Here is a 25,693-nt window from a genome sequence, read left to right on the forward strand (position 1 = left end):
TCGGCGGGTCAGGAAAGAGCGGACACGGCTTCGCGCACGGTGGCGACCACGCGCTCGACTTCGCTGTCGGTGAGTTCCGCGTGCATCGGGATCGCCAGCTGGCGGCGGAAAGCGTCGGCGGAGACGGGCAGCGGCTGCTGCTCGCCGTACACCGGCTGCAAGTGGGAGGCGTAGGTGCCGAAGTTGCACTGCACGCCCTGTTCGCGGATCCGCAGGGCCAGCGCGTCGCGGCTGATCTCCGGGGCCACCGTCATCAAGTACGCCTGCCACGGGTGCTCGCGGTCCGGAGCCTCGACCGGCACGGTCAGCGCGTCCACATCCTCGAACGCCTCGTGGTAGCGCTTGGCGACCGAGCGGCGGGCGGAGAGCAGGTCGGGCAGCCGGTCGAGCTGCACGCCCATGATCGCGGCCTGGATGTCTGAGAGCCGGAAGTTCCAGCCGAGCTCGTGGAACGTCGGGATCGGCAGTTCCTGCGAACCCTCGCGGGTGAACGCCGGCTCGATGCCGTAGGTGTGGATCTTGCGCGCGTGCGCGATCAGGTCCTCGCGGTTCGAGACCAGCGCGCCGCCCTCGCCCGCGGTGATGCCCTTGCGGCCGTGGAAGGAGAACGCGGCCAGGTCGGCGAGGCTGCCCGCCGGGCGGTTGCGGTAGGTCGCGCCAGCGGAGCAGGCGGCGTCCTCGAACAGCCACAGGCCGTGCTTGTCGGCGATCGCGCGGTACTCGTCGAAGTCGCCGGGCTGGCCCGCGACGTCGACGGCGAGGATGCCCACCGTGCGCGGCGTGATGAGCGCTTCGATCGCGGCCGGGTCGGCGCTGAAGATGTCCGGGCGGATGTCGGCGAAGACCGGCTTCGCGCCGGCCTGCAGCACGGCGTGGCCGGTCGCCGGGAAGGTGTAGTCGCCGACGATCACCTCGTCGCCGGGCTGGACGCCGAGCACCTTCAGGCCCAGGAACAGGGCGGAGCCGCAGTTGCTGGTGGTCAGAGCGTGCGCGGTGCCGGTGAGCTTCGCGAACCGCTCCTCGAAACGACGGCAGGCCGGGCCCGCGCCGGCGAGCCAGCCGGAACGGAACACTTCGGCGACGGCTGCGAGCTCTTCGTCGCCGACGGTCGGCTTCCCGAGCAGGACGGGTTCGCCCACTGTAGATCTCCTGTGCATCGGGGTGTCCCGCATTGCGCGGGGTCGCGCCAAAGTGTATAGAAGTCGCGCTCGACGCCTGTTTCGGGGACAGAACCCACGGGTAAACACCCGATCCGGGCATAGGCTCGCGGAATGCGGATCGGGGTATTGGGGGCCGTCGTCGCGTGGGACGGCGCGGGCGGGACGGTCGCCGTCGGCGGCCCGCGAGGCCGGGCACTGCTGGCCTTGCTCGCGGCGGACGCCGGGCGGTTCGTGTCCGCCGAGCGGCTCATCGACGGGCTCTACGGCGAGGACCCGCCGGACGGCGCGGCGAACGCGCTCCAATCGCAGGTCTCGCGGCTGCGGAGCGCGCTGAAACTGCCGATCGAACTCACCTCGGCGGGGTACCGCCTCCGGATCGAACCGGACGAAGTGGACGCCCACCGGTTCGAACGACTGGCCGGTGAAGGCCGTCGAGAGCTGGCCGCGGGCGACCCGACGCGGGCCAGCGATCTGCTCGGCGAGGCGCTGGCGTTGTGGCGCGGACCGGCGTTCGCGGACGTCCCGGCCGCTGAGATGCAAACCACCCGGCTGGGCGAGCTGCGCGCCGAAGCAGCAGCCGACCGGGTCGACGCGGAAATCTCGCTCGGCCGCGCTGCGGACGTCCTCGACGAACTGCGTACCGCCGTCGCCGAGAACCCCCTGCGCGAACGGTCGCAGGCCCAGTTGGTGCGGGCACTGCACGCGGCCGGTCGGACCGCCGAAGCACTGGCCGCGTTCGAGGACGCCCGCCGCACGCTCGCCGACGAACTGGGCGCGGACCCTGGTCCAGACCTCACCGAAGCGCATCTGGCCGCCTTGCGCGGCGAGTCCGCGAACGCCGCGACGCCGTTGCCCGCACAGCTCACGAGCTTCGTCGGCCGGGACGACGAACTGAAGCGGGTCGCGGATCTCCTGCGGCAGGCTCGGCTCGTCACGCTGCTCGGTCCGGGCGGGACCGGGAAGACCCGGTTGGCCATCGAAGCCGCGGCGGACGCGGGTCCGTGCGTCTTCGTGGAGCTGGCCCCGCACGTCGCCGACGACGTTCCGCAGGCCGTCCTCAGCGCGCTCGGTCTGCGGGAGGGTGCTCGCGGTCGCCAGGATCCCGTCGAACGGCTTGTGTCGGCATTGCGCGACCAGGCGACGTTGCTGGTGCTGGACAACTGCGAGCACGTCATCGCCGCCGCAGCACGGCTGGTCGCGCAACTGCTGCCCGCCTGCCCCGGGCTGCGCGTCCTCGCGACGAGCCGGGAACCGCTCGGCATCACCGGCGAACAGCTCGCGCCGATCCCCCGCCTCGCCGTCCCGCCGCCCGGCGCACCCACCGTGGAGACCTATCCCGCGGTACGACTGTTCCTCGACCGCGCTCGGGCCAGCGACCCCGCATTCCGGCTGACCGACGAAACCGCGGCCGACGTCGTGCGCATCTGCACCGCGCTCGACGGCCTCCCGCTCGCCCTGGAACTGGCCGCCGCCCGAGTGCGCACGCTGCCCGTCGCCGACATCGCCGCGCGACTCGACGACCGCTTCCAACTCCTCGCCCGAGGCAGCCGCACCGCCGACGAACGGCACCGGTCGCTCCGCGGTGTCGTGGAGTGGAGCTGGGACCTCCTCGATGACGACGAACGCCGCCTCGCCCGCCGGCTGACCGTCTTCACCGGCGGCGCGACGCTCGCGTACGCCGAGCAGGTGTGCGATGTCCCGATCGACCTGCTCCCCGAACTCGCCGACAAGTCGCTCGTCGAACCTTCGAGCGGGCGCTACCGAATGCTGGAGACGATCCGCGCGTTCTGCGCGGAAAAGCTCGACGCCGCAGGCGAGACCGAACGCTTCCGGCACGCGCACGCACAAGCGTTCCTGCGGCTCGCCGAAGAAGCCGACCCGAAGCTGCGTACCGCGGAACAGCTCGACTGGCTGCGGAAAATCGACGCCGAGTACGACAACATCGTGGCCGCGCTCCGATGGTCGGCCGCGGCGGATCCGTCGACTGCCCTGCGGATCGCCACCGCGCTGTCGATGTATTGGTGGCTGCGCGGACGACGTTACGAAGGCGCGGCGCTGTCGATGGAAATCGTGCGCCACTGCCAAGCGGCACCGCCGGAAGGACACCGCGAGCAATTCCTCATGTGCCTGCTGACCGCGATGGCCGGTGCCCCCGAAGCCGCCGAGACGGCGAACTATCGGTCCTATGTGGAGCAGTACCTAGTGGACAGTTCCTGGACCCCGGAGCATCCGATGATGCTCATGCTGTCCGGCGTCGTGCTCGGACCGCCGGAGGACGACGACGCGCGGCTTCGGCTGTCCGGGCTCGAAAACCACCCCGACCCGTGGCTCACCGCACTCGTGCCGATGGGCGACGGTCTGCGCTCGGTGCTCGCCGGGGAACTCGACGAAGCCGAACGCGGCCTGCGAGAAGGCGAAGCGCGTTATCGGGCGCTCGGCGAACGCTGGGGGCTGTCGATGGCGCTCGACCACCTTTCGCAGCTGCTGGTTTTGCGCGGCCGTCACGAGGAAGCGCTCGCCGCGATGACCGAGTCCCTGTCGCTCATGCAGACGCTCGGCGCGACCGACGACTACGCGGACCTGCTGTGCCGTCGCGGCGACAGCCGAGCGCTGCGCGGCGATCTCGACGGTGCGAAAGCGGACTACGAGCGAACCGTTGAGCTGGCCCACCGCACCGGCATGCCCGAGACGCGAGGCAGCGGTCACGTCGGCTTGTCCGGCCTCGCCCGCCGCTCTGGCGATCTGGCCGGCGCACGGGCGCTCGCCGAGCAAGCGCTTGCCGAATGCGCCGCGGACTCGTTCTCGGCCGCCATGGTGCGGGCACTCGCGTCGATCGCGCTCGGCTGGATCGACGTGGCCGAGCACCGCCCGGAGGACGCCCGTCGCCGGATGCGGCTGGGGGTCGAGACCGCGCATCGTTGGCACGACCACGGGTCGCTGGCCACCGCGTTCGAGGGCGTCGCCGGGGTCTTCGCCGAGGAGGGCCGGTTCGCCGACGCCGCCGCGCTGCTCGGCGCGGCAGCCGCGGTGCGCGGGGCCGCCGTGCCCGGTCGGCACGATGTCGCGCAGGTCACCGCAGCCGCGGAGAAGGCGCTCGGAGCCGACGGGTTCACCGCCGCTTACACCGCCGGTAAGCAGCTCGAACCGCATCAACGGCTCGCGTTGGCCGGATTGTCCCCGGTTCAGTGAACGGGTACCACGCCGTCGGGGGGTACGCAGCGCCGCACCGGAGCGCGTAGCCTTCCCTGCCGTGCGGAACGTAGTTGTGATCGGTGGGGGAATCGTCGGGCTGTCGGTCGCGTGGGAGCTGTCCCAGCGCGGTCAGGACGTGACGGTGCTCGAAAAGGAAGCTCGCTGGGCTGCGCACCAGACCGGGCACAACTCCAATGTCGTGCACGCCGGGCTCTACTACAAGCCGGGCTCGTTCAAGGCGCGGATGTCGGTCGGCGGCAACCGGTCCATTGTGGATTTCGCCCGGCAGTACGGGGTGCCCGTGCAGGTGTGCGGCAAGCTCGTCGTGGCCACGCGGGAGGAGGAGATCCCCGCCCTGGACACGCTCGCCGAGCGGGCCGAGGCCAACGGCGTGCCCGCCAAGCGGATCACCCCCGCGGAGGCGCGCGAGTACGAGCCGGAGGTGTCCTGCGTCGCCGCGCTGCGCGTCGAGTCGACCGGGATCATCGACTTCCCGGCGGTGTGCGCGGCGCTCGTGCGGCTGCTCGACGAGGCGGACGCGGACCTGCGGCTGAACACGCCCGCGCTGGGCATCCGCCCGGCTCGCGGCGGCGGCGTCGAGGTGGCCACCGGTTCCGAGGTGCTGCACGCGGACGCGCTGGTCAACTGCGCCGGCCTGCACGCGGACCGCGTCGCCGAATTGGCCGGTCTCACGCCGAGCGCGCGCATCGTGCCGTTCCGCGGCGAGTACTACGAGCTGAAGCCGGAGCGTCGCCACCTCGTGCGCGGCCTGATCTACCCGGTGCCGGACCCGACGCTGCCGTTCCTCGGCGTGCACCTGACCCGCATGCTCGACGGCAGCGTCCACGCCGGCCCGAACGCCGTGCTCGCGCTGCGCCGCGAGGGTTACCGCTGGGCGGACGTGTCGGTCAAGGATCTCGCCGACGTCGCCCGCTTCCCCGGCGCGTGGAAGCTCGCGCGCAAGTACGCCTACCCGACCGGCCTCGAAGAGGTGCTGCGGTCCTTCTCGAAGAAACGCTTCGCCGCCAGCCTCGCGCAGCTCGTGCCCGCGGTCACCGAGGACGACATCGTGCGCCACGGTTCCGGCGTGCGGGCGCAGGCGCTGCGGCCGGACGGTTCCCTGGTGGACGACTTCCTCATCGAGTCCACAAAGGACCAGGTGCACGTGCTCAACGCGCCGAGCCCGGCGGCGACGAGCGCGCTGGAGATCGCGAAGTACATCGCCGACCAGGTCACCGACTGAACCGTCCCATGTAGACGGTTCAGCCAGGAAGATTCCCCGACACCATCGGGATTCCGGCCTTGATCACGTCGCACGCCTTGTTCTTGTCCGCCAGCTGCCCGCTGACGATCTGGATCGAGGCGGTGTCCGAAACCGCGAGCCCGGCCGCGCAGATCACGCCGCCGGAATCGTTGAAGTTCGGGAACAGCGACCACTTCCGGCCGTTCGCGTCGATCTGCTCGGTCGGCGCGACGTCCATGCCGGGCCAGCGTTTCAGCGGCACGTCCGGGCCGACCCAGACCTCGAACGGCTTCTGCCCGCCGTCGCCGTCGGTGTCCTTCCACAGGCAGTAGGTCACGTTCGGCGAGATGACCTTGGAGCTGTCCAGTTCGCCGTTCGGCGCCATCTTCAGCTGCTGCGCCTGCTCCGGCTTCAGCAGCTGACACGGATTGACCGACGCGAGCGGCCCGGTCGGCGCGGTGCCTTCCGGCGGGGTGCTCGGCGCGATCGGCGGCGCGGGCTGCCCGCCCGGCAGATGCGCGGCCGCCTGCGGGATCACCTTCTTCGCGCGCTCGCACGCCTGCGCTTCGTCCGAAAAGGACACGCTCACGAAGGCGAACGACTTCGGCCCGAGCGTCGTGTACAGGTCGCAGCTGCCGCCCATGAACCCGGCGTAGCGCGTCCACGGAAAACCGCCGAGCTGCACCGGGTCGGCCTTCTTGATCGCGCCCTGGAGGTAGTCGTCGAGGCTCAGGTCCACCGACCAGCCGACGGACATGACGATCGTGTGCTCGGTATCCGTCGCGGTCCACAGGCACATCGCGGGCGCGCGCTGCGCCTTGCTGGCCTTCACCGACCTGCCCGGCGGTTTGTAGCCGAGCCCGGCGAGCTGCTTCGCGTCGAGCAGCGCGCACGGGTCGACGACCGGCGTGACCGGCCCCTGCCCCGGCACCGGCGAAGCCACGCCGCTCACCTGCTGCGTGCACCCGGCGAGCAGCATCGCGACCGCCGCCAGGGCGACCGCCGCTCCTTTGAACCTCATCAGCTGCCTCCTCCGAACCGCACCCTACTGACCAGTGCGGTTCGGCACCTGCGGAACGGGAAGGATCAACCCGGCGGCTTCGGCACCGCGCGCCGCACGACGAGCGCGGACACCCCGGACGTCACCACGACCACTGCTGCGGCGCCGATCGCGATGGCCATCGTGGTTCCGCTCACCTGCGGCCGGAGCGGATGCGAGTTCGGCACCAGCAGCACGACGCCGGAGCCGATCGCCGCGAGCAGCAGCCCGAAGAGCCAGATTCGCAGCGCGCCTTGGCGGAGCGTCGCGAGGAACTGCGCGTCCGCGGACCGGAACATCGGCCGCCGGTCCCTCCCCCGGACCAGCATGACCCCGTTGACGACGAGGCAGAACGCCGCGCCGCCGATCGAGATCAGCCCGAACCGGAACGACGCGTGCGTCCCCTTCTCCGCGGTGAAGAGCAGGCAGCCCGCGGTCGCGAGCACCGCGAAAGCCAAGGCGTAGTCCACTGTGGCCAGTGGACCCGCCTTGCGCAGAGCAGGGACCAGGGCTCTGTGGGATTCCATCTGAGGTTGTCTCGCCTTCGCGAAGTTCAGCGCTTGACCGGCTCCAGCACCTCGAGCCCGCCGAGGAACGGACGCAGCGCCACCGGCACCCGGACCGAACCGTCGGGCTGCTGGTGGTTCTCCACGATCGCGACGATCCAGCGCGTGGTCGCCAGCGTGCCGTTCAGCGTGGCGGCCGTCTGCGGTTTGCCGTTGTCGTCGCGGTAGCGGACCGACAGCCGGCGGGCCTGGAACGTGGTGCAGTTGGACGTCGACGTCAGCTCGCGGTAGGTCTCCTGCGTCGGGACCCACGCCTCGCAGTCGTACTTGCGGTAGGCGGACGTGCCGAGGTCGCCGGTCGCGGTGTCGATGACCCGGTACGGGACCTCGATCGCGGCCAGCATGTCCTCTTCCCAGCCCAGCAGCCGCTCGTGCTCGGACTCGGCGTCCTCGGGCTTCGCGAAGACGAACATCTCGACCTTGTCGAACTGGTGCACGCGGATGATGCCGCGGGTGTCCTTGCCGTACGACCCGGCCTCGCGGCGGTAGCAGGACGACCAGCCGGCGTAGCGGCGCGGACCGGCGCCGAGGTCGAGGATCTCGTCCGAGTGGTAACCCGCGAGCGGGACCTCCGACGTGCCGACGAGGTACAGGTCGTCGTCGCGCAGCCGGTACACCTCCGACGAGTGCGCGCCGAGGAAGCCGGTGCCCGCCATGATCTCCGGGCGGACCAGCGACGGCGTGATCATCGGCGTGAAGCCGTTCGCCATCGCGCGCGCCACGGCCATGTTCAGCAGAGCCAGCTGCAGCTGCGCGCCGACGCCGGAGAGGAAGTAGAACCGCGAGCCCGACACCTTCGCGCCGCGCTCCATGTCGAGCGCGCCGAGGCCTTCCATCAGCTCGAGGTGGTCGCGCGGGGCGAAGTCGAACGACGGCACCTCGCCGACGGTCTTCAGCACCTCGAAGTCGTCCTCGCCGCCGATCGGCGCGTCCGGGTGCACCAGGTTCGGCAGGATGCGGAAGAGCTGGTCGAACTCCTCCGAGGCCTCGTTCTGCTCGATCTCAGCGGCCTTGACCTGCGCCGACAGGTCCTTGGCACGGGCGAGCAGGGCGGGCTTCTCCTCCGGGGAGGCCTTCGGCACCTGCTTGGACACGGACTTCTGCTCGGCCCGCAGCTTGTCGGCGGTGGCGATCGCAGAGCGGCGGCGCGTGTCGAGGTCGAGCAGCTTGTCGACCACTCCCTCGTCCTCGCCACGGGCACGCTGCGACGCGCGCACGGCTTCCGGGTCTTCGCGCAGAGTCCTGGGGTCAATCACGCACCGAAGGGTAGTCGCAGGCCAGCCACGACTTCGACGCGGTTTCCCGTACACACTGTGCGGCGCCCCGAAGACAACCCGACAGTCTGATCGTTGTCGCCCGTTTCCCGCGCTCCCCATACTCGCTAGAACCCGGAGCGGAGGGAACTCACATGACCGACGACCTGCTCTCGCGCCACCGCGCGGTGCTCCCGTCCTGGATGTCCCTGCTGTACGACGAGCCGATCGAAATCGTGCACGCGCAGGATCGCCGTCTCACCGATTCCGCCGGCCGCACCTACCTCGACTTCTTCGCCGGCGTGCTCACCAACGCCATGGGCTACGACATCTCCGCGATCAGCGACGCCGTCCGCAAGCAACTGGACACCGGCGTCCTGCACACCTCGACGCTGTACCTGATCCGCTCGCAGGTGGAGCTGGCCGAGCGGATCGCGGAACGGTCCGGCATCCCGGACGCCAAGGTGTTCTTCACCAACTCCGGCAGCGAGGCCAACGACACCGCGCTGATGCTCGCCACCCAGTACCGCCGCAGCAACCAGGTACTGGCGATGCGGAACTCCTATCACGGCCGTTCGTTCGGCACGGTCGCGATCACCGGCAACCGCGGCTGGTCCGCGTCGTCCCTGAGCCCGATCAAGGTGAACTACGTCCACGGCGGTTACCGCTACCGCAGCCCCTTCCGGGACCTCCCCGACGCGGCCTACATCGACGCCTGCGTCGCCGACCTGGTCGAACTCCTGGAGACCGCCACCGCGGGCGATGTCGCCTGCCTGATCGCCGAGCCGATCCAGGGCGTCGGCGGCTTCAGCTCCCCGCCGGACGGCCTGTTCAAGGCGATGAAGGAAGTCCTGGACGACCACGGCATCCTGTTCGTCTCCGACGAGGTCCAGACCGGCTGGGGCCGCACCGGCGACCACTACTGGGGCATCCAGGCCCACGACGTGGTGCCGGACATGATGACCTTCGCGAAGGGCCTGGGGAACGGCCTGGCAGTAGGCGGCGTGGTCGCCCGAGGCGACGTCATGGACTGCTTCACAGCAGAGTCCTTCTCGACCTTCGGCGGCAACCCGGTGTCCATGCAGGGCGCGCTGGCCGTCCTGGACTACATCGACGACCACGACCTGCAAGCGAACTGCAAAGCCCGCGGCGACCAGCTGATGCGGGGCCTGCGCGCGGCGAACAGCCCCTTTGTCGGCGAGGTACGCGGCAAGGGTTTGATGATCGGCGTCGAACTGATCGAACCCGGCACCACGACGCCGAATACCGTCGCCGCGAAACAAATGCTGGAAGAAACAAAAAAGCGCGGCCTGCTCATCGGAAAGGGCGGCCTGCACAAAAACGTCCTGCGCATCGGACCGCCCATGACCCTCACCGAAGCCGAAGCAGGCGAAGGCCTGCAAATCCTGCTCGACTCCCTCGCCGCCCTGTCCTGACCCTGCTTGCGCCCCAATGCCACATTGGGTGCGTCACATGCACCCAATGTGGCATTCGGTGCGCCACACGCACCCAACGCCACATTGGGGTTTCTCAGTAGTGCGGTGCGCGGCGGTGCTGGGCCAGGCATGTGGGGTGCACCGGCTGGCGAGGCGGGTGCGTGGCTCTGTTGTCGCGAAAGGTCCGTGAGGGGAACCCTGAGGGAATCAGAATCCCGCAGGGTTCCCCTCACGGACTTCCGCGGAGGTGAGCACATGCGGCCCGCCCCGGCTTCGGTCGCCCGCCGATTTTCGCGCTGTGCCAAGCGGTTTTCCCAGTCACTGGCTGGACGCGCCGAGATCATGCGGCACAAGCCACCCGGACCCGCCGATCTGCGCGCGCCCCGGACTTGCCCCATCCTGGAAACCCGGTTGCTCCTCCCAGCCCACCGGCCTCCGTCCTCCGCAACGGAAGAATTAGCCCGTACGGGTGGGAATTCTCGCAGGAGGGGGAGGCAACCTTTTCCGTTCCCGCCGCGGGCGATACGAGCACTGAACCGATCCCGAAGCCACCGCCGCGCCGCCGAAACACGTCCTCCGGCCTCGTGCCAAGCCTTTTGCCGAAAGCCGCCCGCGCCGAACCCGTCGGTAGCTGAACCGATCCCGCGCGACGCCGCCGCCGGGGACCCCGGAAACGAACCTTAAGTCTTTCCCAGCCGCGCACGGGGGCGCCTCGGGGCGGATTAGGGTGAGGGATGTCCGGCACGTTGTGGTGACGGACGCATCTCGGTCTCGCACACTGGAGAGTTGCTCAATGAGCTCGACGGGAGTCTCGTCCCCGCCCGATGTCGGCACCGAAGCCGGCGCCGCCCGCCGCACGGCCAGCCCGGAACAGATCCGGGACGAGCTGATCGACACCGCCGCGGCGCAGGCGCCGGAGATCGCGGATCTGATCCGCTTGTACTACCGGCACATCCCGGCCGACGAGATCGTCGGCGACGATCCGGTCGCGCTCGTCGGCGCGGTGCGTTCGCACCTGCAGCTGGCGGACAAGCGCATGCCCGGACGCCCGGCGGTCCGCCTGCTGAACCCGACCACCGCCGAGGACGGCTGGACGCGCGACGCGACTGTCGTGCAGGTCGTCACCGACGACATGCCCTACCTGGTGGACAGCGTCACCGCGGAGTTCGCCCGCGACGGCGTGCAGGTGCAGCGCATCGTGCACCCGATCGTCGTGGTGAGCCGCGGCCTGACCGGCGAGCTGGAGGGCCTGCACCTCGACGCCGACCCGGCCGATCCGCCCGCCGGCGCGTCCGCGGAGTCGTGGATGCTGGTGGAAATCGACCTCGTCACCGACCCGCAGCGGGCGCGCGAGCTGGACAACCGGCTGTCGTCGGTGCTCGGCGACGTGCGCGAGGTCGTCGAGGACGCCGACAAGATGGCGCAGACCGCCTGCTCGCTCGCGGAAACCCTCGAACAGAACCCGCCGAAGCTGCCCGGCGGCGGGGGCGAGGTCGTCGAGGGCGCGCGCTTGCTGCGCTGGCTCGCCGACGGCCACTTCACCTTCCTCGGCTACCGCAAGTACGAGCTGGTCGACAGCCCGCAGCCGGACAGCGACGAGCCCGCCCTGCGCGCGGTTCTCGCGTCCGGCCTGGGCGTGCTGCGCCAGGACAGCCTGGCCGCGCGCAGCCTCACCGCGGGTCCGGACAGCTCGGTCGACGCGCTCGCGCCGTCGCTGCTCGTGCTCACCCAGGCCAGCGCGCCGAGCACGGTGCACCGTCCGGTTTATCCGTATTACGTCGGCGTGAAGACGTTCGACGAACACGGCAAGGTCACCGGCGAGCACCGGTTCCTCGGCATGTTCACCACCACCGCGCTGCACGAGAACGTGCTCGACATCCCGGTGGTCGGCCAGCGCGTGCGCGCGGTGATCCACCGCGCCGGGTTCCCGATGGAGTCGTTCTCCGGCCAGCGGATGCTGGAGGTCCTGCAGAACTGGCCGCGCGCGGACCTGTTCTCCGCGGACACCGATTCGCTGTACTCCACCACCACCGGCGCGATCACGCTTTCGGACCGCCGCAGGCTGCGGTTGTTCCTGCGCCGCGACCCGTACGGCCGCTTCTACTCCTGCCTCGTCTACCTGCCGCGCGACCGCTACACCACGCGCTCGCGGCTGGCGATGCAGGAAGTGCTGCTGGAAGAACTCGAAGGCACGCAACTGGAGTACAGCGCGCGCGTCGGCGAGACGCTGCTCGCACAGGTGCACTTCATGGTGCACACCGACCCGTCGAACGCGGTCGAGCCGGACACGCTGCGGATCCAGGAGCGGCTCAACACCGTCGTGCGCAGCTGGGACGACCGGCTGGTCGAGGCGATCATCGCCGAACGCCGCGAGCGCGCCGGCGACGGCGGCCCGATCGGCATGATGGGCGAGGAGTCCGCGGTCGACCGCGGGCAGCGCTTCGGCGCGGTGTTCCCCGAGGCGTACAAGGAAGATTTCACCGCCGAGGAGGCGCTGGCCGACCTGGCCAAGCTCGACACCCTCGCGGACGAGGGCGACCTCGCGCTGTCGTTCTACCTGCCCGCGGACGCCGAACCCGGCGAGCGGCGGTTCAAGCTCTACCTGCGCGGCGAGGGCGTCACCCTGTCCAAGGTGCTGCCGGTGCTGCAGGCGATGGGCGTCGAGGTGGTGGACGAGCGGCCGTACGAGCTGTTCCGCGAGGACGGCGGGGCCAGCTGGATCTACGACTTCGGCCTGCGCGTGGACAAGAAGGGCCTCGAAAACGCCGACGAAACGGCCGCGCACGAGCTGCGCGAGCGGTTCCAGGACGCGTTCCACGCGGCGTGGCAGGGCGAGGCGGAGGTCGACGGCCTCAACGCGCTCGTGCTGCGCGCCGGGCTGACCTGGCGCCAGGCGGCGGTGCTGCGGGCCTACTCGCGGTACCTGCAGCAGGCGCGCAGCCCGTTCTCCCAGGCCTACATCCAGAACACGCTCGTCAAGCACACCGAGGTCTCGACGAAACTGTTGCGGCTCTTCGAAACCCGCTGCGATCCGCAACTGTCCGATGTGGACCGGAAGACGCACGCGGAATCGCTGACCGCCGAGATCTCCTCGATGGTCGACGAGGTCACGAGCCTCGACGAGGACCGGATCCTGCGCCGGCTGCTCGCGGTCATCAACGCGACCCTGCGCACGAACTACCACGTGCGCGACGCCAACGGGAACCCTCGGCCGTACCTGGCGCTCAAGCTCGACCCGAGCGGCGTGCCGGAGCTGCCCGAGCCGCGCCCGAAGTACGAGATCTTCGTGTACTCGCCGCGCGTCGAGGGCGTGCACCTGCGGTTCGGCGAGGTCGCCCGAGGCGGCCTGCGCTGGTCGGACCGGCAGGAGGACTTCCGCACCGAGATCCTGGGCCTGGTCAAGGCGCAGGCGGTGAAGAACGCGGTGATCGTGCCGGTCGGCGCGAAGGGCGGCTTCGTCGTGAAGCGTCCGCCGCGGGCCACCGGCGACGCCGGGGTCGACCGCGACGCCCAGCTCACCGAGGGCATTTCCTGCTACCGGATGTTCATCTCCGGTCTGCTGGACCTCACCGACAACCGCGTCGAGGGCGAGACCGTGCCCGCGCCGGACGTGGTGCGCCACGACGCCGACGACAGCTACCTGGTCGTCGCGGCGGACAAGGGCACCGCGAAGTTCTCCGACATCGCCAACGAGGTCTCGGCGCAGTACGGATTCTGGCTCGGCGACGCGTTCGCCTCCGGCGGTTCGGTCGGCTACGACCACAAGGCCATGGGCATCACCGCCAAGGGCGCGTGGGAGAGCGTGAAGCGGCACTTCCGCGAGCTGGGCAAGGACACCCAGACCGAGGACTTCACGGTCGTCGGCATCGGCGACATGATGGGCGACGTCTTCGGCAACGGGATGCTGCTGTCCGAGCACATCCGGCTGGTCGCGGCGTTCAACCACATGCACGTCTTCCTCGACCCGAACCCGGACGCCGCTTCGACCTTCGCGGAACGGCGTCGGCTGTTCGACCTGCCGCGCAGTTCGTGGGACGACTACGACCGTTCGCTGATCAGCGAGGGCGGCGGGATCTACCCGCGCTCGGCCAAGACCATCCCGATCACCCCGCAGGTCCGCGCGGCGCTCGGCCTCGACGAGGGCGTCACCAAGCTCGCGCCGATGGACCTGATCCAGGCGATCCTGCTGGCCCCGGTCGAACTGCTGTGGAACGGCGGCATCGGCACCTACGTCAAGGCCGAGAGCGAAAGCCAGGCCGCGGCGGGCGACAAGGCCAACGACGCGATCCGCGTCAACGGCAACCAGCTGCGCGTGCAGGTCGTCGGCGAGGGCGGCAACCTGGGCCTGACCCAGCTCGGCCGGATCGAGTTCGCCCGCAGCGGCGGCAAGATCAACACCGACGCGCTCGACAACTCGGCCGGCGTCGACTGCTCCGACCACGAGGTCAACATCAAGATCCTGCTGGATCACCTGGTGGCGGGCGGCGAACTGCAGCACGCGCGGCGCAACGAGCTGCTCGGCGAGATGACCGACGAGGTCGGCTCGCTCGTGCTCGCGGACAACTACCGGCAGAACGCGGTGCTCGGCGTCAGCCGGGCGCACGCCGGGCCGATGGTGTCGGTGCACGCGCGGCAGGTGTCCGCGCTGGTCGCGAAGGGCGCGTTCGACCGGAAGCTGGAGGCGTTGCCGAGCCCGTCGCAGTTCCGCGCGCTGGAGAAGGCGGGCGAAGGCCTGACCTCGCCGGAGCTGGCGACGCTGCTCGCGCACGTGAAGCTCGACCTCAAGGACGAGCTGCTCGCCTCCGACCTGCCCGAATCCGAGGTGTTCACGCGCAGGCTGCCGGAGTACTTCCCGGCTCCGCTGCGGGAGCCGTTCGCCGCGGCGATCACGCAGCACCCGCTGCGCCGCCAGATCATCACCACGCTGATCACCAACGAGCTGGTCGACGGCGGCGGCATCTCGTTCGTCTACCGCCTGATGGAGGAGATGAACGCGACCGCCACCGACGCGGTGCGCGCGTACGCGGTGGTCACGCACGTCTACGACCTGCCGAAGCTGTGGGCCGAGATCGACGCGCTGGACAACGTGGTGCCGACCGCGGTCGCGGACCGGATGGTGCTGGAGACGCGGCGGCTGCTCGACCGGGCCGCGCGCTGGTTCCTCACCAACCGCCCGCAGCCGCTCGCGCCGCTGGCCGAGATCAACCGGTTCGGCCCGGTCCTCGCGGAGCTCGGCCCGAAGCTGGGCGAGCTGCTGCGCGGACGCGAACTGGAGTCGGTGGAGCAGGACGCGGCCGGGATGGTCGAGGAAGGCGTGCCCGCCGGTCTCGCCCGCCGGATCGCGCTGCTGCTGCACAGCTACGGCCTGCTCGACGTGGTCGAGGTGGCGGAGCTGGCCGAGCAGCAGGTCGGGCTCGACGCGACGCACACCCCGGCCGACACCGCCGAGCTGTACTACGCGCTGTCGGACCACCTGGACATCGACAAGATGCTCACCGAGATCAGCGCTCTGGAACGCGGCAACCGCTGGCACGCCCTCGCCCGGCTCTCGCTGCGCGACGACGTGTACGGTTCCCTGCGCGCGATCGCGCTCGACGCACTGCGGCACAGCGACCAGGACCTGTCCGTCGACGAGCAGATCGAGCAATGGGAGAAGGCCAACGCGTCGCGGCTTTCGCGGGCGCGCGTGGCGCTGGACGAGATCACCCGTTCCGGGCGGCTCGACCTCGCGACGCTGTCCGTGGCCGCGCGCCAGATCCGGAGCACGGTGCGGTGACATTCGTTTCCCACGTCCAGCCGCGATGGTCGGACATGGACGTGTACGGGCACGTCAACCACGCCAACGTGGTGACGCTGCTCGAAGAGGCCCGGGTGCCCGTGCTGTTCGGCGAAGCCGAGCGCGCGGGGCTCACCGAGCTGCCGAAGGGCGTCGTGGTCGTGAAGCTCGCCGTGCACTACCGCGCGCCGATCGTCGCGACGCCCGGCCGCTCGGTGCGCGTGGAGATCACGCTCGCCGAGCTGAAAGCCTCGACGGTGACGCTCGGGTACGTCGTGCGGACCGGCCCGGACGCGGCCGATCCGGTCGCGGTCACCGCGGAGACCGTGCTGGCCCCGTACAACACGGTCGAGCTCCGGCCGCGCCGGTTCAGCGACGAGGAATCGGAATTCCTCAAGCGGGTGCTGGCCGATGCCTGAGCTGCGGATCCCCGATCCGGGCGACCGGGAGACGCTGAGCGCGTTCGTCGCCCGCGCGGTGCGGCTGGACGGCACGACCGCCGTCCGGCTGCGCCGCCGGGGCGACGACGTCGTCGAGGCGTGGACGGCCACGCCGTTCGAGGTCCTCGCGACCCGCGCGGTGGCGGGGACGGTGACGCCCTCGGACGTCACGGTGTCCGGCAACGAACTGCTCGCGGCGCTCGCCGTCGCGGGCGGCGAAGTGATGGACCCGGGTCCGGCGCGCGATTTGCTGTGGCACGCCGAGCTTCCGGTGTCGGACCGCTGGCAGAAGGTCGACGAGCTGCCGGTCGGCGTGGTGTCGGAGCTGGCTGACCGCGGCGTCGCGCTCGCCCGCGACAACGCCGGGCCGAACGGCACGCCGCCCGCTTCGCTGATGGACCAGGCGGTGCTCACCGTCACCGGGGGAGACCTCGAGGTGAAGGTCCAGATGCGGTGCCTGTTCGCGTTGTCCGGCATGGGTTTGTTCGATTCGTCGATCGACGGCGACGTGGTCCGCGTGACCGCCACCGATTCGTGGCTGCGCCTCGACGCCCGCTACGGCGCGGTGCTCAAGCGGCGCCAAGCGTTGCTGCCGTTGCTGTTCTGAGGCGACTCTGCTGGCGGGCGCCGCCTGGGGGTGTCATCGTGAACGGATGACCGAACCCGACGGCGACCCGACCGCGGACTTCCTCGCCGAGGTCCGGGCCGAGGAGACGCCGTGGCGCACCGACCGGCCTGCGGACGCTGATCCCGCTCCGGAGGCGGAGCCTGGGCCTGGCCGTGCCCGATCGGTAGTGCGCGCGGTCGGCGAGGCCGCGCCCTATGTGCAGGCGGGGTTGTTCGCCGCTTGGGTGGCCACCTCGATCGCGGACTCGGCTGACGGCGGCCAGACGGGCGATGTCGGCGGTTGATCTTGGCTTCTGGGAACCGGGGCGAGGCCGCGCCGTGTGTCCAAGCAGGACTGTCCACCGCGTGGATCGCGACGTCGATCGCGGATTTCGCCGACAGCGGCGGCCAATCGAGCGACTTGGGCGGCGGCCAGACGGGTTGATCTCGGCTCCGGGGTTGTCCCAGCGGGTAGAGTCGGAGTCCGGTCCAGCTGCCGGATGCCCGATCCGGTGCGACCCCGATCATCGCGACCGCCGGCCTTCGCGCGATTCGACGACCCCGGTTCGCTTTCTGCGCGAAGCGGAAGCGGCGGCGGAAGAGGAGACCCATGCTCCTGTCCGGCCCGGAACGCCCGATGTCCCTGCCCACCGCCGACGACCCGCAGGTGCTGCGGCAGGCACTGGCCGCCTATGTGCGCGAGGTCGCCGCCGCGGTCGGAGTTTCGGTGGAGTGCACGTCGTGCGAGGTCACCGACACGATCACCGCGTACGTCGCGCTGAGCGGCCGGTCCCCGCGGTTCCCCGGCCGGGACCTGATGCTGCTGTGGACCATGCGGCACGGCTGGTCGGTGGCGGTGGAGACGACGCCGGCCGAGTCCCCGCAGCAGGTAGCCCAGCTGGGCGGCGACGTGACACCCGCGCCGGAACGGGTACGCCGGTTCGTCGCGGACGTGGTGAGCTCGGCCGAGAAGGCCGGGACTCCGGGGCCGGTGCTCGCGGTGTCGAGCCACGGTGACCTGCGGACCCGGCTCGAGGAGCGGGTCCGCAGGGCCTGAGGAGTCACTGCTGTCTTGACTTGAGGTCCGTGCGGGGGACTCTGATTCCCTCACAGACCGCGAACCTCGCCTCGGCGGGCTCAGGCGGCCTTGAGCTTGCGGGCGAGCCGTTCGGCGCGGGGCCAGCGCACGTGCGAGGCCCAGCGGAACTTCTCGAACATCCAGATCAGCCGCGCGGAGATGTCCAGCTGTCCGCGGCCGACGCCGTGCCGGGCTCCGGTCGGGTCGGCGTGGTGGGAGTTGTGCCAGGACTCGCCGAAGGACGCGATCGCCAGCGGCCAGAAGTTCGCCGAACGGTCGCGCGCCTCGAACGGGCGCTCGCCGATCAGGTGGCACAGCGAGTTGACCGACCAGGTCACGTGGTGCAGCGCGGCGACCCGGACCAGCCCGGCCCAGAAGAACGCGGTCAGCGCGCCCCACCAGGTCATCGTGATCAGCCCGCCCAGCAGCGCGGGCCCCAGCAGGGTCGCGAGGGTCAGCACCGGGAAGAGCCGGTCGATCCGCTTCAGGTCGGCGTCGTCGAGCAGGTCCGGGGCGAAGCGGCGCGGGTTCGTCCGGTCGCGGCCGAACAGCCAGCCCATGTGCGCGTGCCAGAAGCCCTTCGCGAGCGCGGCGGGCGTCGAGCCGAAGCGCCACGGCGAATGCGGGTCGCCGTCGCGGTCGGAGTACGCGTGGTGGCGGCGGTGGTCGGCGACCCAGTCGATCACCGGTCCCTGCATGGCCATGCTGCCCGCGACGGCGAGCGCGATCCGCAGCCCGCGGCGGGCGCGGAACGCGCCGTGCGTGAAGTACCGGTGGAAGCCGACGGTGATGCCGAGGCCGCTCACGCAGTAGAACGCGGCGGCGAGGCCCACGTCCAGCCAGCTGAGGCCCCAGCCCCAGGCCAGCGGCACCGCGGCGGCGACCGCGAGGAGGGGGACGACGGCGAAGAGCTTCACCAGGAATGCCTCGGTGCCGGTCTTGCGGCCGTCGAGCATGGGCTGGGGCTGTTTCGGGGGACGCTGGACGGTGCTCTGGGTGTCGATGGGTAACGCTCCTACTCGAGCTGGTCCGGCCGCCGCGCTCTGCGGGGCCGAGGCCGGTGCCGCGGCGGGTGTCCGGGGCAAGGGGGGAGCCGCCGGACAGGGGATGCGCCGTGCGTTGCGAACTGGCCAGGCAGGGGAGGGCCTCAAGGCCAGTCGCGACCTGCTCTGGTCAACGGGTGATCTTCGGCCCGGGTTCCCGGGAAGCGGAAGACCTTGCGCGGCCGGGTGAATTCACCGGCGCGCACCAGGGGGTGGATCGAAATCGGTTGCCGTGGGCGGAAAGTCCGCTCCGGCGAGGGTCCCCCTGGTGCGGAAAGCCTTCCGCACCAGGGGAAACACCAGCGGAACTCAGATGGCGCGGACGCCGGTGGCCTGCGGGCCCTTCTGGCCCTGGCCGACCTCGAACTCCACGCGCGCGTTTTCCTCAAGGCTGCGGAACCCGTTGCCCTGGATCTCCGAGTAGTGCACGAAGACGTCGGCGCTGCCGTCGTCCGGGCTGATGAACCCGAAGCCCTTTTCGGCGTTGAACCACTTCACGGTGCCTTGCGTCATAAAAACTATCTCCATCGGACTAAACAGCGGATGCCACCTCGACACCCGGGCCGGCAACCGACGGTGTGCCTTCCGAAAAGAGAAACACCACGCCCGCTACATCTTGCGAGCGTGGCTGCGGGACGTACCCACCGCACGAACACAAAACACGACCGCAATCAGTAAAGCACGCCGGAGCCGGTCTCACCAGGGCTGCCGCTCCGCGGGTCCACTGTGGACGCCGCGACGCGCGAAGGGGGACGGGCTCGCGGGCAGGTCGGGGGCGGGGAGTAGCGTCAGCAGCGTCGAGAAGTCTCACCGTGCGCCGGCGCTCGAGCCGGCGCCGTCCCCGGCGGACCTGCCCCCGCGGTGCCGCCGGTGGCCCCTTCCACCTCGACGAGGAGCGACATGCGCTCGGAACGACGTCCGCTGTCCGCCGAAACCAGTGAATTCGCCCGCGCCCGGGTCTCCGCCGAACAAGACCTGCGCGTCCAGCAGGAACACGCCGCCCGCACCGTCGCCGAACACGCGCACGACGTCGACGACCTGCGGGGATTGCTCGCCATGCTCGGCCTGGAGGCGGGCGCTCGGGTCTGATCCGCCTGAGCCGCTGCTGGAATCTTCGCCCGTGCGCGGGTCGTGAGGGGAACCCTGAGGGACTCAGAGTCCGTGAAGGTTCCCCTCACGGACCCGCGCGACGGTAGCGCGGCGGGCTACCCGAGCCAGGCCGCCGAGTCCGGCGCGAGCCTGCCGTCGACCAGCGGGCTGCTGGTCAGCAGCACTTCGCCCGGCGGAAGGGCGATCGAGCTGGCCGAGGTGTTCAGCGCGCAGACCAACCCGCCCCGGCCGCGACGGAACGCGAAGCAGCCCGCGGGTGCGCCGTACCACTCCAGTTCGTCGCCGCCGCGGAACGCCGGATGGTGTTTCCGCAGCTCCACCGCGCGCCGGTACAGCGACAGCGTCGATTCCGGGTCTTCGAGCTGCCGTTCCACGGTGAGCGGAGCCCAGTCCGCGGGCATCGGCAGCCAGGTCTGCGCGGTGCGCGAAAACCCGTACGGCGGGAGCGTGCCCTCCCAAGGCAGCGGCACGCGCTCCCCGTCGCGGCTGAACTCCGGGCCCTGTGAGCGGGCGCGCGGGTCGGTCATCGCCTCCAGCGGCAGCTCGGCGTTCGGCAGGCCCAGCTCTTCGCCCTGGTACAGGTACACCGCGCCGGGCAGGGCGAGTTCCACCAGCGCCATCGCGCGCGCCCGGCGGACCCCGGCCGCGCCGCCGCCGTAGCGGCTCGCCGCGCGCCAGACGTCGTGGTTGGACAGCGTCCAGGTCGCCGGGGCGCCCGCCGCGCGCGGCACCGCCAGCGAACGTTCGATCGACGTGCGCATCGCGTCCGCGTCGAAATGCGTGAGCACCAGGCGGAAGTTGAACGCCAGATGAAGTTCTTCCGGCCGCAGGTAGCGCGCCAGCCGTTCCTCGTCCTGCACCCAGATCTCGCCGACGGCCATCGCGTCCGGGTATTCGTCGAGCACCTTGCGGATCAGCTGGTGCACCTCGTGCACGCCGTCGTCGTCGAACCGCGGATCGCCGAGCGCGCCGCCGCCGTGCGCGGGCGTGCCGGGATCCATGTCGGGCAGTCCGGCGGGCTTGGCCATCCCGTGCGCGACGTCGATCCGGAACCCGTCGACGCCCCGGTCGAGCCAGAACCGCAGGGTGCGTTCGAGGTCGGCGCGGACGTCCGGGTTGGCCCAGTTCAGGTCCGGCTGCTGCGGCGCGAACAGGTGCAGGTACCACTGCCCGTCCGGCACCCGCGTCCACGCCGGGCCGCCGAACACGCTGACCCAGTTGTTGGGCGGTTCGGCCCCGCCGGGACCGCGGCCGGCGCGGAAGTGGTAGCGCTCCCGCTCCGGGCTGCCCGGTCCGGCGGCCAGCGCGGACTTGAACCACGCGTGCTGGTTGCTCGTGTGGTTGGGCACCACGTCGACGGTGACCCGGATGCCGCGCCGGTGCGCCTCGGTGAGCAGCACGTCGAAGTCGCCGAGGGTGCCGAACATCGGGTCGACGCCGCGCGGGTCCGCCACGTCGTAGCCGTGATCGGCCATCGGCGACGGGTAGAACGGCGTCAGCCACAGCGCGTCGACGCCCAGCAGCTCCAGGTAGCCGAGCTTGCTGCGGATGCCCTCGAGATCGCCGATGCCGTCCTCGCCCGAATCGGCGAACGACCGCACGTAGATCTCGTAGAACACCGCGTCCGACCACCACGACGGCCGCGGGCGGTCCGGCCGCCGTCCCGCGACCTTGCGTCTCATCAGACGAAGCTGTTCATCATGCTGTGCGCGGCCATTTCCAGGTACGCCCACAGCTGGCCGAGGTACGGTTCGGGGAGGTTCTCCTCGTCGATCGCGATCCGGATGCAGCGCAGCCACGCGTCGCGTTCGATCGGGCCGATCTTGAACGGCGCGTGCCGCATCCGCAGGCGGGGGTGGCCGCGCTGGTCGGAGTAGGTGTGCGGACCGCCCCAGTACTGGATGAGGAACAGCCGGAACCGCTCCTCCGCCGGGCCGAGGTCCTCCTCCGGGTAGAGCGGGCGCAGCACCTCGTCGCGGGCCACTTCCTCGTAGAACCGCTTGATGATCCGGCGGAAGGTCGGTTCGCCGCCCACCGCCTCGTACAGGTTCGCCGGTTCCGGCTCGCTCACAGACACACCTCCATCTTGCCCTGCCTCAGCTGCGCTGCGCGCCCGACTGCTTGTCCTGCATGGACGACAGGAGCCGGCCGAGCGGCGGTTCGAAACCGGCCTCTTCGAGCGCGCCGAGCAGCTGCCCGCGCAGCTTCCGCTGCACCGCCCACTGCTTGCCCGGTCGCACCTTGACCGTCAGGCGCAACAGGATTCCCTCCGGCGTGACCTGTTCGACGCCGAGCAGCTCCGGCGGCTCCAGCACGTTCGCCGAGAGCGCGTCCGATTCGACCGCCTTCGTGGCCGCGCCGCTGAGCACCTCGGTCGCCTTGTCGACGTCCGCGGAGTAGCTCAGCGGGACGTCCACCACGGCGTAGGCGAAGCCCTGGCTGGAGTTGCCGACGCGCAGCACCTCGCCGTTGCGGACGTACCAGACGGTGCCCTTCAGGTCGCGCAGCGTGGTGATGCGCAGGCCGACCGCCTCGACGGTGCCGGTCGCCTCGCCGATGTCCACGACGTCGCCGACGCCGTACTGGTCCTCGATCATCATGAACATCCCGGAAAGGAAGTCCTTGACCAGGTTCTGCGCGCCGAACCCGAGCGCGACGCCGACGATCCCGGCGGACGCGATGATCGGGGCCAGGTCGATGCCCAGTTCGCCCAGCACGAGGATGAACGCGAGGCCGTAGATCAGGAACGTGGAGCCGGACTTCAGCACCGAGCCGATCGTCTTGGCGCGCTGCCTGCGGCGTTCGGTCACCGCGGTGCCGAGCATGTCCGGCGCGCGTTCGCGCAGCGGTCTCAACAGCGCCGGGATCTTGCCGCCGCTGCCCGAGGCCGGAAGCGTGGTGACCCGGTCGATCAGCCGCTTGGTGAGATATCGCACCAGGAAGGCGATGACGAGGATCATGATGATCTTCAGCGGCTTCGTGAGGAGCCAGCCCGCCGACGCGGCGAGCCACTCGTTGTGCGTGACCGAATAGACCTGGGCGCACCAAGACCCGGTCTCGGAGATGCAGGCGGGTGGAGCGCTGAGCACGGCATTCACTGGTGGAGATTGTCCCTTCTCGTTTCTTCGCCCCGGCGGCGCGCAGGCGGCCGCGGGGTGGCCGCGGGATCGCGGGTATGTGACACGTCACAGAACACGCGTGCGCCGGGGCCCTGATGTGTGGTCGACTATGCCTGCACCGGTGGAGGTGGTCGAGTGCCAGACCGACAACCCGTCCCCCTCGGCGGCGCCGGCCAAGCCATGGCCGAGCTGCCGCCGGAGGCGATCCTGCGTGCCTGCCCGGGAGGGTCCGCATCCGGCGGCTCCGTCCCGTCCGGGCCAGGGACCCGTCCAGGGGGAGCTTCCCGTCCGCCCGGACAGCGTAGAGCCCGCGATCCGGTCGCCCCGGCATGGGGGCGGCGCCGGGTCCTCCTGCTCAACGCCACTTTCGAGCCGCTGACCGCGGTGCCCATGCGGCGCGCGGTGGTGCTCGTCATGTGCGGAAAGGCGGAGGTCGTCCACGGCGATCCGGGCGGCGTCGAACTGCACGCCGCGACGGTGTCGCTGCCCGTTCCCTCGGTGATCCGGCTCAGCACGTACGTGCGGGTGCCCTACCGGGCGCAGGTGCCGCTCACCCGGGCCGGGCTGATGCACCGAGACCGGCACCGCTGCGCCTACTGCGGCGGCCGGGCCGAGACGATCGACCACGTCGTCCCGCGCAGCAAGGGCGGTCCGCACAGCTGGACCAACTGCGTCGCCTGCTGCGCGAAATGCAACCACCGCAAGGCGGATCGGCTGCTGTCGGAGATCGGCTGGCGCCTGCGCGTGGTGCCGCGCGCTCCGCACGGCCCGCACTGGCGGCTGCTGGCGCATTCCAAAGAGGCCGATCCGCTGTGGCGGCCGTATCTCGGGTCGGCGGCCTAGCCGCCTGGACCTGGACACGTCGGCGCCCCGGCTGCCTGTGCGGCGGCCGGGGCGAGCCGATGGATCGTGCTCGACGTCCCTGATCCGGTGCTGGCCGCGCCTGTTTGCTCAGGCGGCGAGGCTGTAGTCGGCCTGGCAGGTGACGCGGGTGCCCATCGTGACCCGGGTGCCGCGCGTGACGCGAGTGCCGCGCGTGACCCGCGTGCCGCAGGTGACGCGGGTGCCTGCCGTGACGCGAGTGCCGCGCGTGACCCGGGTCCCGCGCGTGACGCGGGTGCCCATCGTGACGCGAGTTCCGGCCGTGACGCGGGTCCCGCGGGTGACGCGGGTGCCCCTGGTGACTCGAGTTCCCATGGTGACCCGGGTACCCATTGTCACGCGAGTGCCCGCGGTGACCCGGGTTCCGCGGGTGACCCGAGTGCCCCGCGTAACCCTGGTGCCGGACGTGACCCGCGTTCCGGGCACGAATCCGGTCTCGCTGGGTGACGAAATGGTCTCGGCGATCGCCTGAGCGGGGGGCTGGACGCTCTGCATGAGGTGTCCTCCTGGAACCGGTGCGTAACGGGCTGGGGCGGGGGAGGCGGGCGCAAGGCCCGTACAGGTGAAAAAGCTACGAGGATTTCAAGGTTCCGACAAGCCGGTATCGCCCGGTACGGCCGCCTGTACGGCGAGTTGCCATCTTTCGGCCCGCAGCCCTTCGCCCCAACGTTCCAGCGACGGCGGGCCAAGCGGCGGACGGCGCCTCAGCGACGACGAACGGTCACGGCCGCTCGCGGTGTCGCGCGGTGGCTCCGGAAGGCATCCGATACGCTCACCGGCGTGAACGTTGTCGAGACGATCCTGGTCTACGCGGTCATCCCCGGGGCCATTTACTTCGTGGTCGGCGCCGCGACCTTGCGGAAGAAGTTCTCGGGGACGCCGCGGTACCGGCCGGGGCAGCCGTGGGAGTACCCCGCGATGTGGTGGACCGCCAACCCGGACGGCGTAGGAGCCGGCCACGGCCCGGCGGTTGACGTGAATGCGGCGCCCGCGGGCGCTTCGACGGCCGCAGGAGGCGCTCGTGGCAAGTGGTGAAGTGACCCAGACCGCGGTCGCGGAGAAGGACCTGGCCTTCGGCGAGGTCATCACCAACAGCGGCCGCCTGTCCGCAGCGAAGATGTACGAGCCCGCGGCCCCGACGAGCCCGTTCACGGTGCAGCAGCTCGCGCGCCTGGACGAGGCCCTGACCTTCGCGACCCGCGAAACCGGCCTCGGCTTCAGCATCTACCTCGGCGATCTGGGCGAAGACACCCGCGCCGGCGCGGAAAAGCTGCACGCCGCCACCGACGACCCCTCGAACGCGGTGCTCCTCGGCGTTTCGCCCGCCCAGCGCGCGATCGAGATCGTCACCGGCGAACGCGCCCACTCGCGCCTGCCCGACCGGGGCGCGAACCTGGCCGTGGCGAGCATGGTGGCCTCCTTCAAGGAAGGCGACCTCACCGGCGGCCTGGTCAACGCCCTGCGCATGCTGAGCGACCAAGCAGGCCCCGCTCCGAAGCACTAACCCCGAACACTTCGAAGAGCCGTCCCGCGCCGAGCGGGGCGGCTCTTTCTACGTTCCGGCTCAGGCAAGTCCGTGAGGGCCACCTTCACGGACTCTGAGTCCCTCAGGGTTCCCCTCACGACCTTTCGACGGTCCGTGAGGGGCCCCTTCACGGAATTAGATTCCCGCAAGGAGCCCTTCACGGCCCGCCCGCCCAGCGCGCGCCGGGATGCGCCCCAATGTGGCGTTCGGTGCGTCTGACGCACC

General features: G+C 70.7%; 22 protein-coding genes. 12 read left to right on the forward strand and 10 right to left on the reverse strand.

Features of this window, described 5'->3' with window-relative positions; translation table 11 throughout:
* Window positions 1-8 precede the first annotated feature (8 nt).
* Window positions 9-1,139 carry a DegT/DnrJ/EryC1/StrS family aminotransferase gene (locus tag ABZX37_RS25715; RefSeq protein ID WP_354743587.1) on the reverse strand — a complete coding sequence of 377 codons (1,131 nt, stop codon included), beginning with the start codon at window positions 1,137-1,139 and terminating at the stop codon, window positions 9-11.
* A gap of 132 nt (window positions 1,140-1,271) precedes the next feature.
* On the opposite strand from ABZX37_RS25715, the gene ABZX37_RS25720 reads away from it, so the two are divergent.
* Window positions 1,272-4,349: a BTAD domain-containing putative transcriptional regulator gene (locus ABZX37_RS25720; protein WP_354743589.1), complete on the forward strand. Its 3,078-nt coding sequence runs from the start codon at window positions 1,272-1,274 to the stop codon at window positions 4,347-4,349.
* Window positions 4,309-5,595, forward strand: a complete 1,287-nt coding sequence (gene lhgO / locus ABZX37_RS25725) for an L-2-hydroxyglutarate oxidase (RefSeq protein ID WP_354743630.1) — start codon at window positions 4,309-4,311, stop codon at window positions 5,593-5,595. Before ABZX37_RS25720 ends, lhgO begins: the two co-directional genes overlap by 41 nt.
* 19 nt (window positions 5,596-5,614) lie before the next feature.
* On the opposite strand, the gene ABZX37_RS25730 is transcribed toward lhgO, so the two are convergent.
* The 3 genes from ABZX37_RS25730 to serS all read right to left on the reverse strand — a co-directional run bounded on the left by ABZX37_RS25730 (window position 5,615) and on the right by serS (window position 8,456).
* Window positions 5,615-6,616, reverse strand: coding sequence for a DUF3558 family protein (locus tag ABZX37_RS25730; RefSeq protein WP_354743591.1), 1,002 nt, complete (start codon window positions 6,614-6,616; stop codon window positions 5,615-5,617).
* Between the two features lie 65 nt (window positions 6,617-6,681).
* Window positions 6,682-7,161 (reverse strand): hypothetical protein, encoded by a 480-nt coding sequence (locus ABZX37_RS25735; protein WP_354743593.1) that lies wholly within the window; start codon window positions 7,159-7,161, stop codon window positions 6,682-6,684.
* Window positions 7,162-7,187: 26 nt separating this feature from the next.
* Window positions 7,188-8,456 carry a serine--tRNA ligase gene (serS, locus tag ABZX37_RS25740; RefSeq protein ID WP_354743595.1) on the reverse strand — a complete coding sequence of 423 codons (1,269 nt, stop codon included), beginning with the start codon at window positions 8,454-8,456 and terminating at the stop codon, window positions 7,188-7,190.
* A 152-nt stretch (window positions 8,457-8,608) separates the two neighbouring features.
* On the opposite strand from serS, the gene ABZX37_RS25745 reads away from it, so the two are divergent.
* From ABZX37_RS25745 to ABZX37_RS25770, 6 genes are all read left to right on the forward strand, one after another.
* Window positions 8,609-9,889, forward strand: coding sequence for an aspartate aminotransferase family protein (locus ABZX37_RS25745; RefSeq protein ID WP_354743597.1), 1,281 nt, complete (start codon window positions 8,609-8,611; stop codon window positions 9,887-9,889).
* 793 nt (window positions 9,890-10,682) lie between these two features.
* Window positions 10,683-15,665, forward strand: a complete 4,983-nt coding sequence (locus ABZX37_RS25750) for an NAD-glutamate dehydrogenase (RefSeq protein ID WP_354743599.1) — start codon at window positions 10,683-10,685, stop codon at window positions 15,663-15,665.
* Window positions 15,662-16,084, forward strand: a complete 423-nt coding sequence (locus ABZX37_RS25755) for a thioesterase family protein (RefSeq protein ID WP_354743601.1) — start codon at window positions 15,662-15,664, stop codon at window positions 16,082-16,084. Before ABZX37_RS25750 ends, ABZX37_RS25755 begins: the two co-directional genes overlap by 4 nt.
* Complete coding sequence (locus tag ABZX37_RS25760; RefSeq protein ID WP_354743603.1) at window positions 16,077-16,712, forward strand: hypothetical protein; 636 nt, start codon at window positions 16,077-16,079, stop codon at window positions 16,710-16,712. The genes ABZX37_RS25755 and ABZX37_RS25760 overlap by 8 nt, the downstream gene beginning before the upstream one ends.
* A 46-nt stretch (window positions 16,713-16,758) precedes the next feature.
* Window positions 16,759-17,016 (forward strand): hypothetical protein, encoded by a 258-nt coding sequence (locus tag ABZX37_RS25765; RefSeq protein WP_354743605.1) that lies wholly within the window; start codon window positions 16,759-16,761, stop codon window positions 17,014-17,016.
* 305 nt (window positions 17,017-17,321) lie between these two features.
* Window positions 17,322-17,768, forward strand: a complete 447-nt coding sequence (locus ABZX37_RS25770; RefSeq protein WP_354743607.1) for a DUF6292 family protein — start codon at window positions 17,322-17,324, stop codon at window positions 17,766-17,768.
* An 80-nt stretch (window positions 17,769-17,848) separates the two neighbouring features.
* Here the strand turns inward: ABZX37_RS25770 and ABZX37_RS25775 are convergent, their stop codons facing one another.
* Together ABZX37_RS25775 and ABZX37_RS25780 are read right to left on the reverse strand one after the other, a co-directional pair.
* A complete protein-coding gene (locus tag ABZX37_RS25775) occupies window positions 17,849-18,745 on the reverse strand; it encodes an acyl-CoA desaturase (RefSeq protein WP_354743609.1) in 897 nt (298 codons plus the stop codon).
* A gap of 396 nt (window positions 18,746-19,141) precedes the next feature.
* Complete coding sequence (locus ABZX37_RS25780) at window positions 19,142-19,345, reverse strand: cold-shock protein (protein WP_037814060.1); 204 nt, start codon at window positions 19,343-19,345, stop codon at window positions 19,142-19,144.
* A gap of 387 nt (window positions 19,346-19,732) precedes the next feature.
* On the opposite strand from ABZX37_RS25780, the gene ABZX37_RS25785 reads away from it, so the two are divergent.
* Window positions 19,733-19,921 (forward strand): hypothetical protein, encoded by a 189-nt coding sequence (locus tag ABZX37_RS25785; RefSeq protein WP_354743611.1) that lies wholly within the window; start codon window positions 19,733-19,735, stop codon window positions 19,919-19,921.
* Window positions 19,922-20,037: 116 nt separating this feature from the next.
* Here ABZX37_RS25785 and ABZX37_RS25790 read toward each other — a convergent pair whose 3' ends face one another.
* The 3 genes from ABZX37_RS25790 to ABZX37_RS25800 are packed head-to-tail and all read right to left on the reverse strand — an operon-like array spanning window position 20,038 to window position 23,040.
* The gene (locus ABZX37_RS25790) at window positions 20,038-21,624 is read right to left on the reverse strand and encodes a glycoside hydrolase family 13 protein (protein ID WP_354743613.1); all 1,587 of its coding nucleotides are present in this window, start codon (window positions 21,622-21,624) and stop codon (window positions 20,038-20,040) included.
* Window positions 21,624-22,019, reverse strand: a complete 396-nt coding sequence (locus tag ABZX37_RS25795; protein ID WP_354743615.1) for a globin — start codon at window positions 22,017-22,019, stop codon at window positions 21,624-21,626. The genes ABZX37_RS25790 and ABZX37_RS25795 overlap by 1 nt, the downstream gene beginning before the upstream one ends.
* Window positions 22,020-22,038: 19 nt before the next feature.
* Window positions 22,039-23,040 (reverse strand): mechanosensitive ion channel family protein, encoded by a 1,002-nt coding sequence (locus ABZX37_RS25800; RefSeq protein WP_354743617.1) that lies wholly within the window; start codon window positions 23,038-23,040, stop codon window positions 22,039-22,041.
* A gap of 411 nt (window positions 23,041-23,451) precedes the next feature.
* On the opposite strand from ABZX37_RS25800, the gene ABZX37_RS25805 reads away from it, so the two are divergent.
* The gene (locus ABZX37_RS25805) at window positions 23,452-23,904 is read left to right on the forward strand and encodes an HNH endonuclease (protein ID WP_050788293.1); all 453 of its coding nucleotides are present in this window, start codon (window positions 23,452-23,454) and stop codon (window positions 23,902-23,904) included.
* Between the two features lie 108 nt (window positions 23,905-24,012).
* Here the strand turns inward: ABZX37_RS25805 and ABZX37_RS25810 are convergent, their stop codons facing one another.
* Window positions 24,013-24,438 carry a hypothetical protein gene (locus ABZX37_RS25810; protein ID WP_354743619.1) on the reverse strand — a complete coding sequence of 142 codons (426 nt, stop codon included), beginning with the start codon at window positions 24,436-24,438 and terminating at the stop codon, window positions 24,013-24,015.
* Between the two features lie 285 nt (window positions 24,439-24,723).
* Between ABZX37_RS25810 and ABZX37_RS25815 the strand changes: the two genes are divergently transcribed.
* Together ABZX37_RS25815 and ABZX37_RS25820 are read left to right on the forward strand one after the other, a co-directional pair.
* Window positions 24,724-24,978, forward strand: coding sequence for a hypothetical protein (locus ABZX37_RS25815; protein ID WP_037814055.1), 255 nt, complete (start codon window positions 24,724-24,726; stop codon window positions 24,976-24,978).
* A complete protein-coding gene (locus tag ABZX37_RS25820) occupies window positions 24,965-25,447 on the forward strand; it encodes a DUF5130 family protein (protein WP_182894010.1) in 483 nt (160 codons plus the stop codon). Before ABZX37_RS25815 ends, ABZX37_RS25820 begins: the two co-directional genes overlap by 14 nt.
* Window positions 25,448-25,693: the final 246 nt, after the last annotated feature.

Origin of the sequence: Amycolatopsis sp. NPDC004079, from assembly GCF_040610415.1 — a bacterium.
In the GTDB taxonomy this organism is placed as follows: Bacteria; Actinomycetota; Actinomycetes; order Mycobacteriales; family Pseudonocardiaceae; genus Amycolatopsis; species Amycolatopsis halotolerans.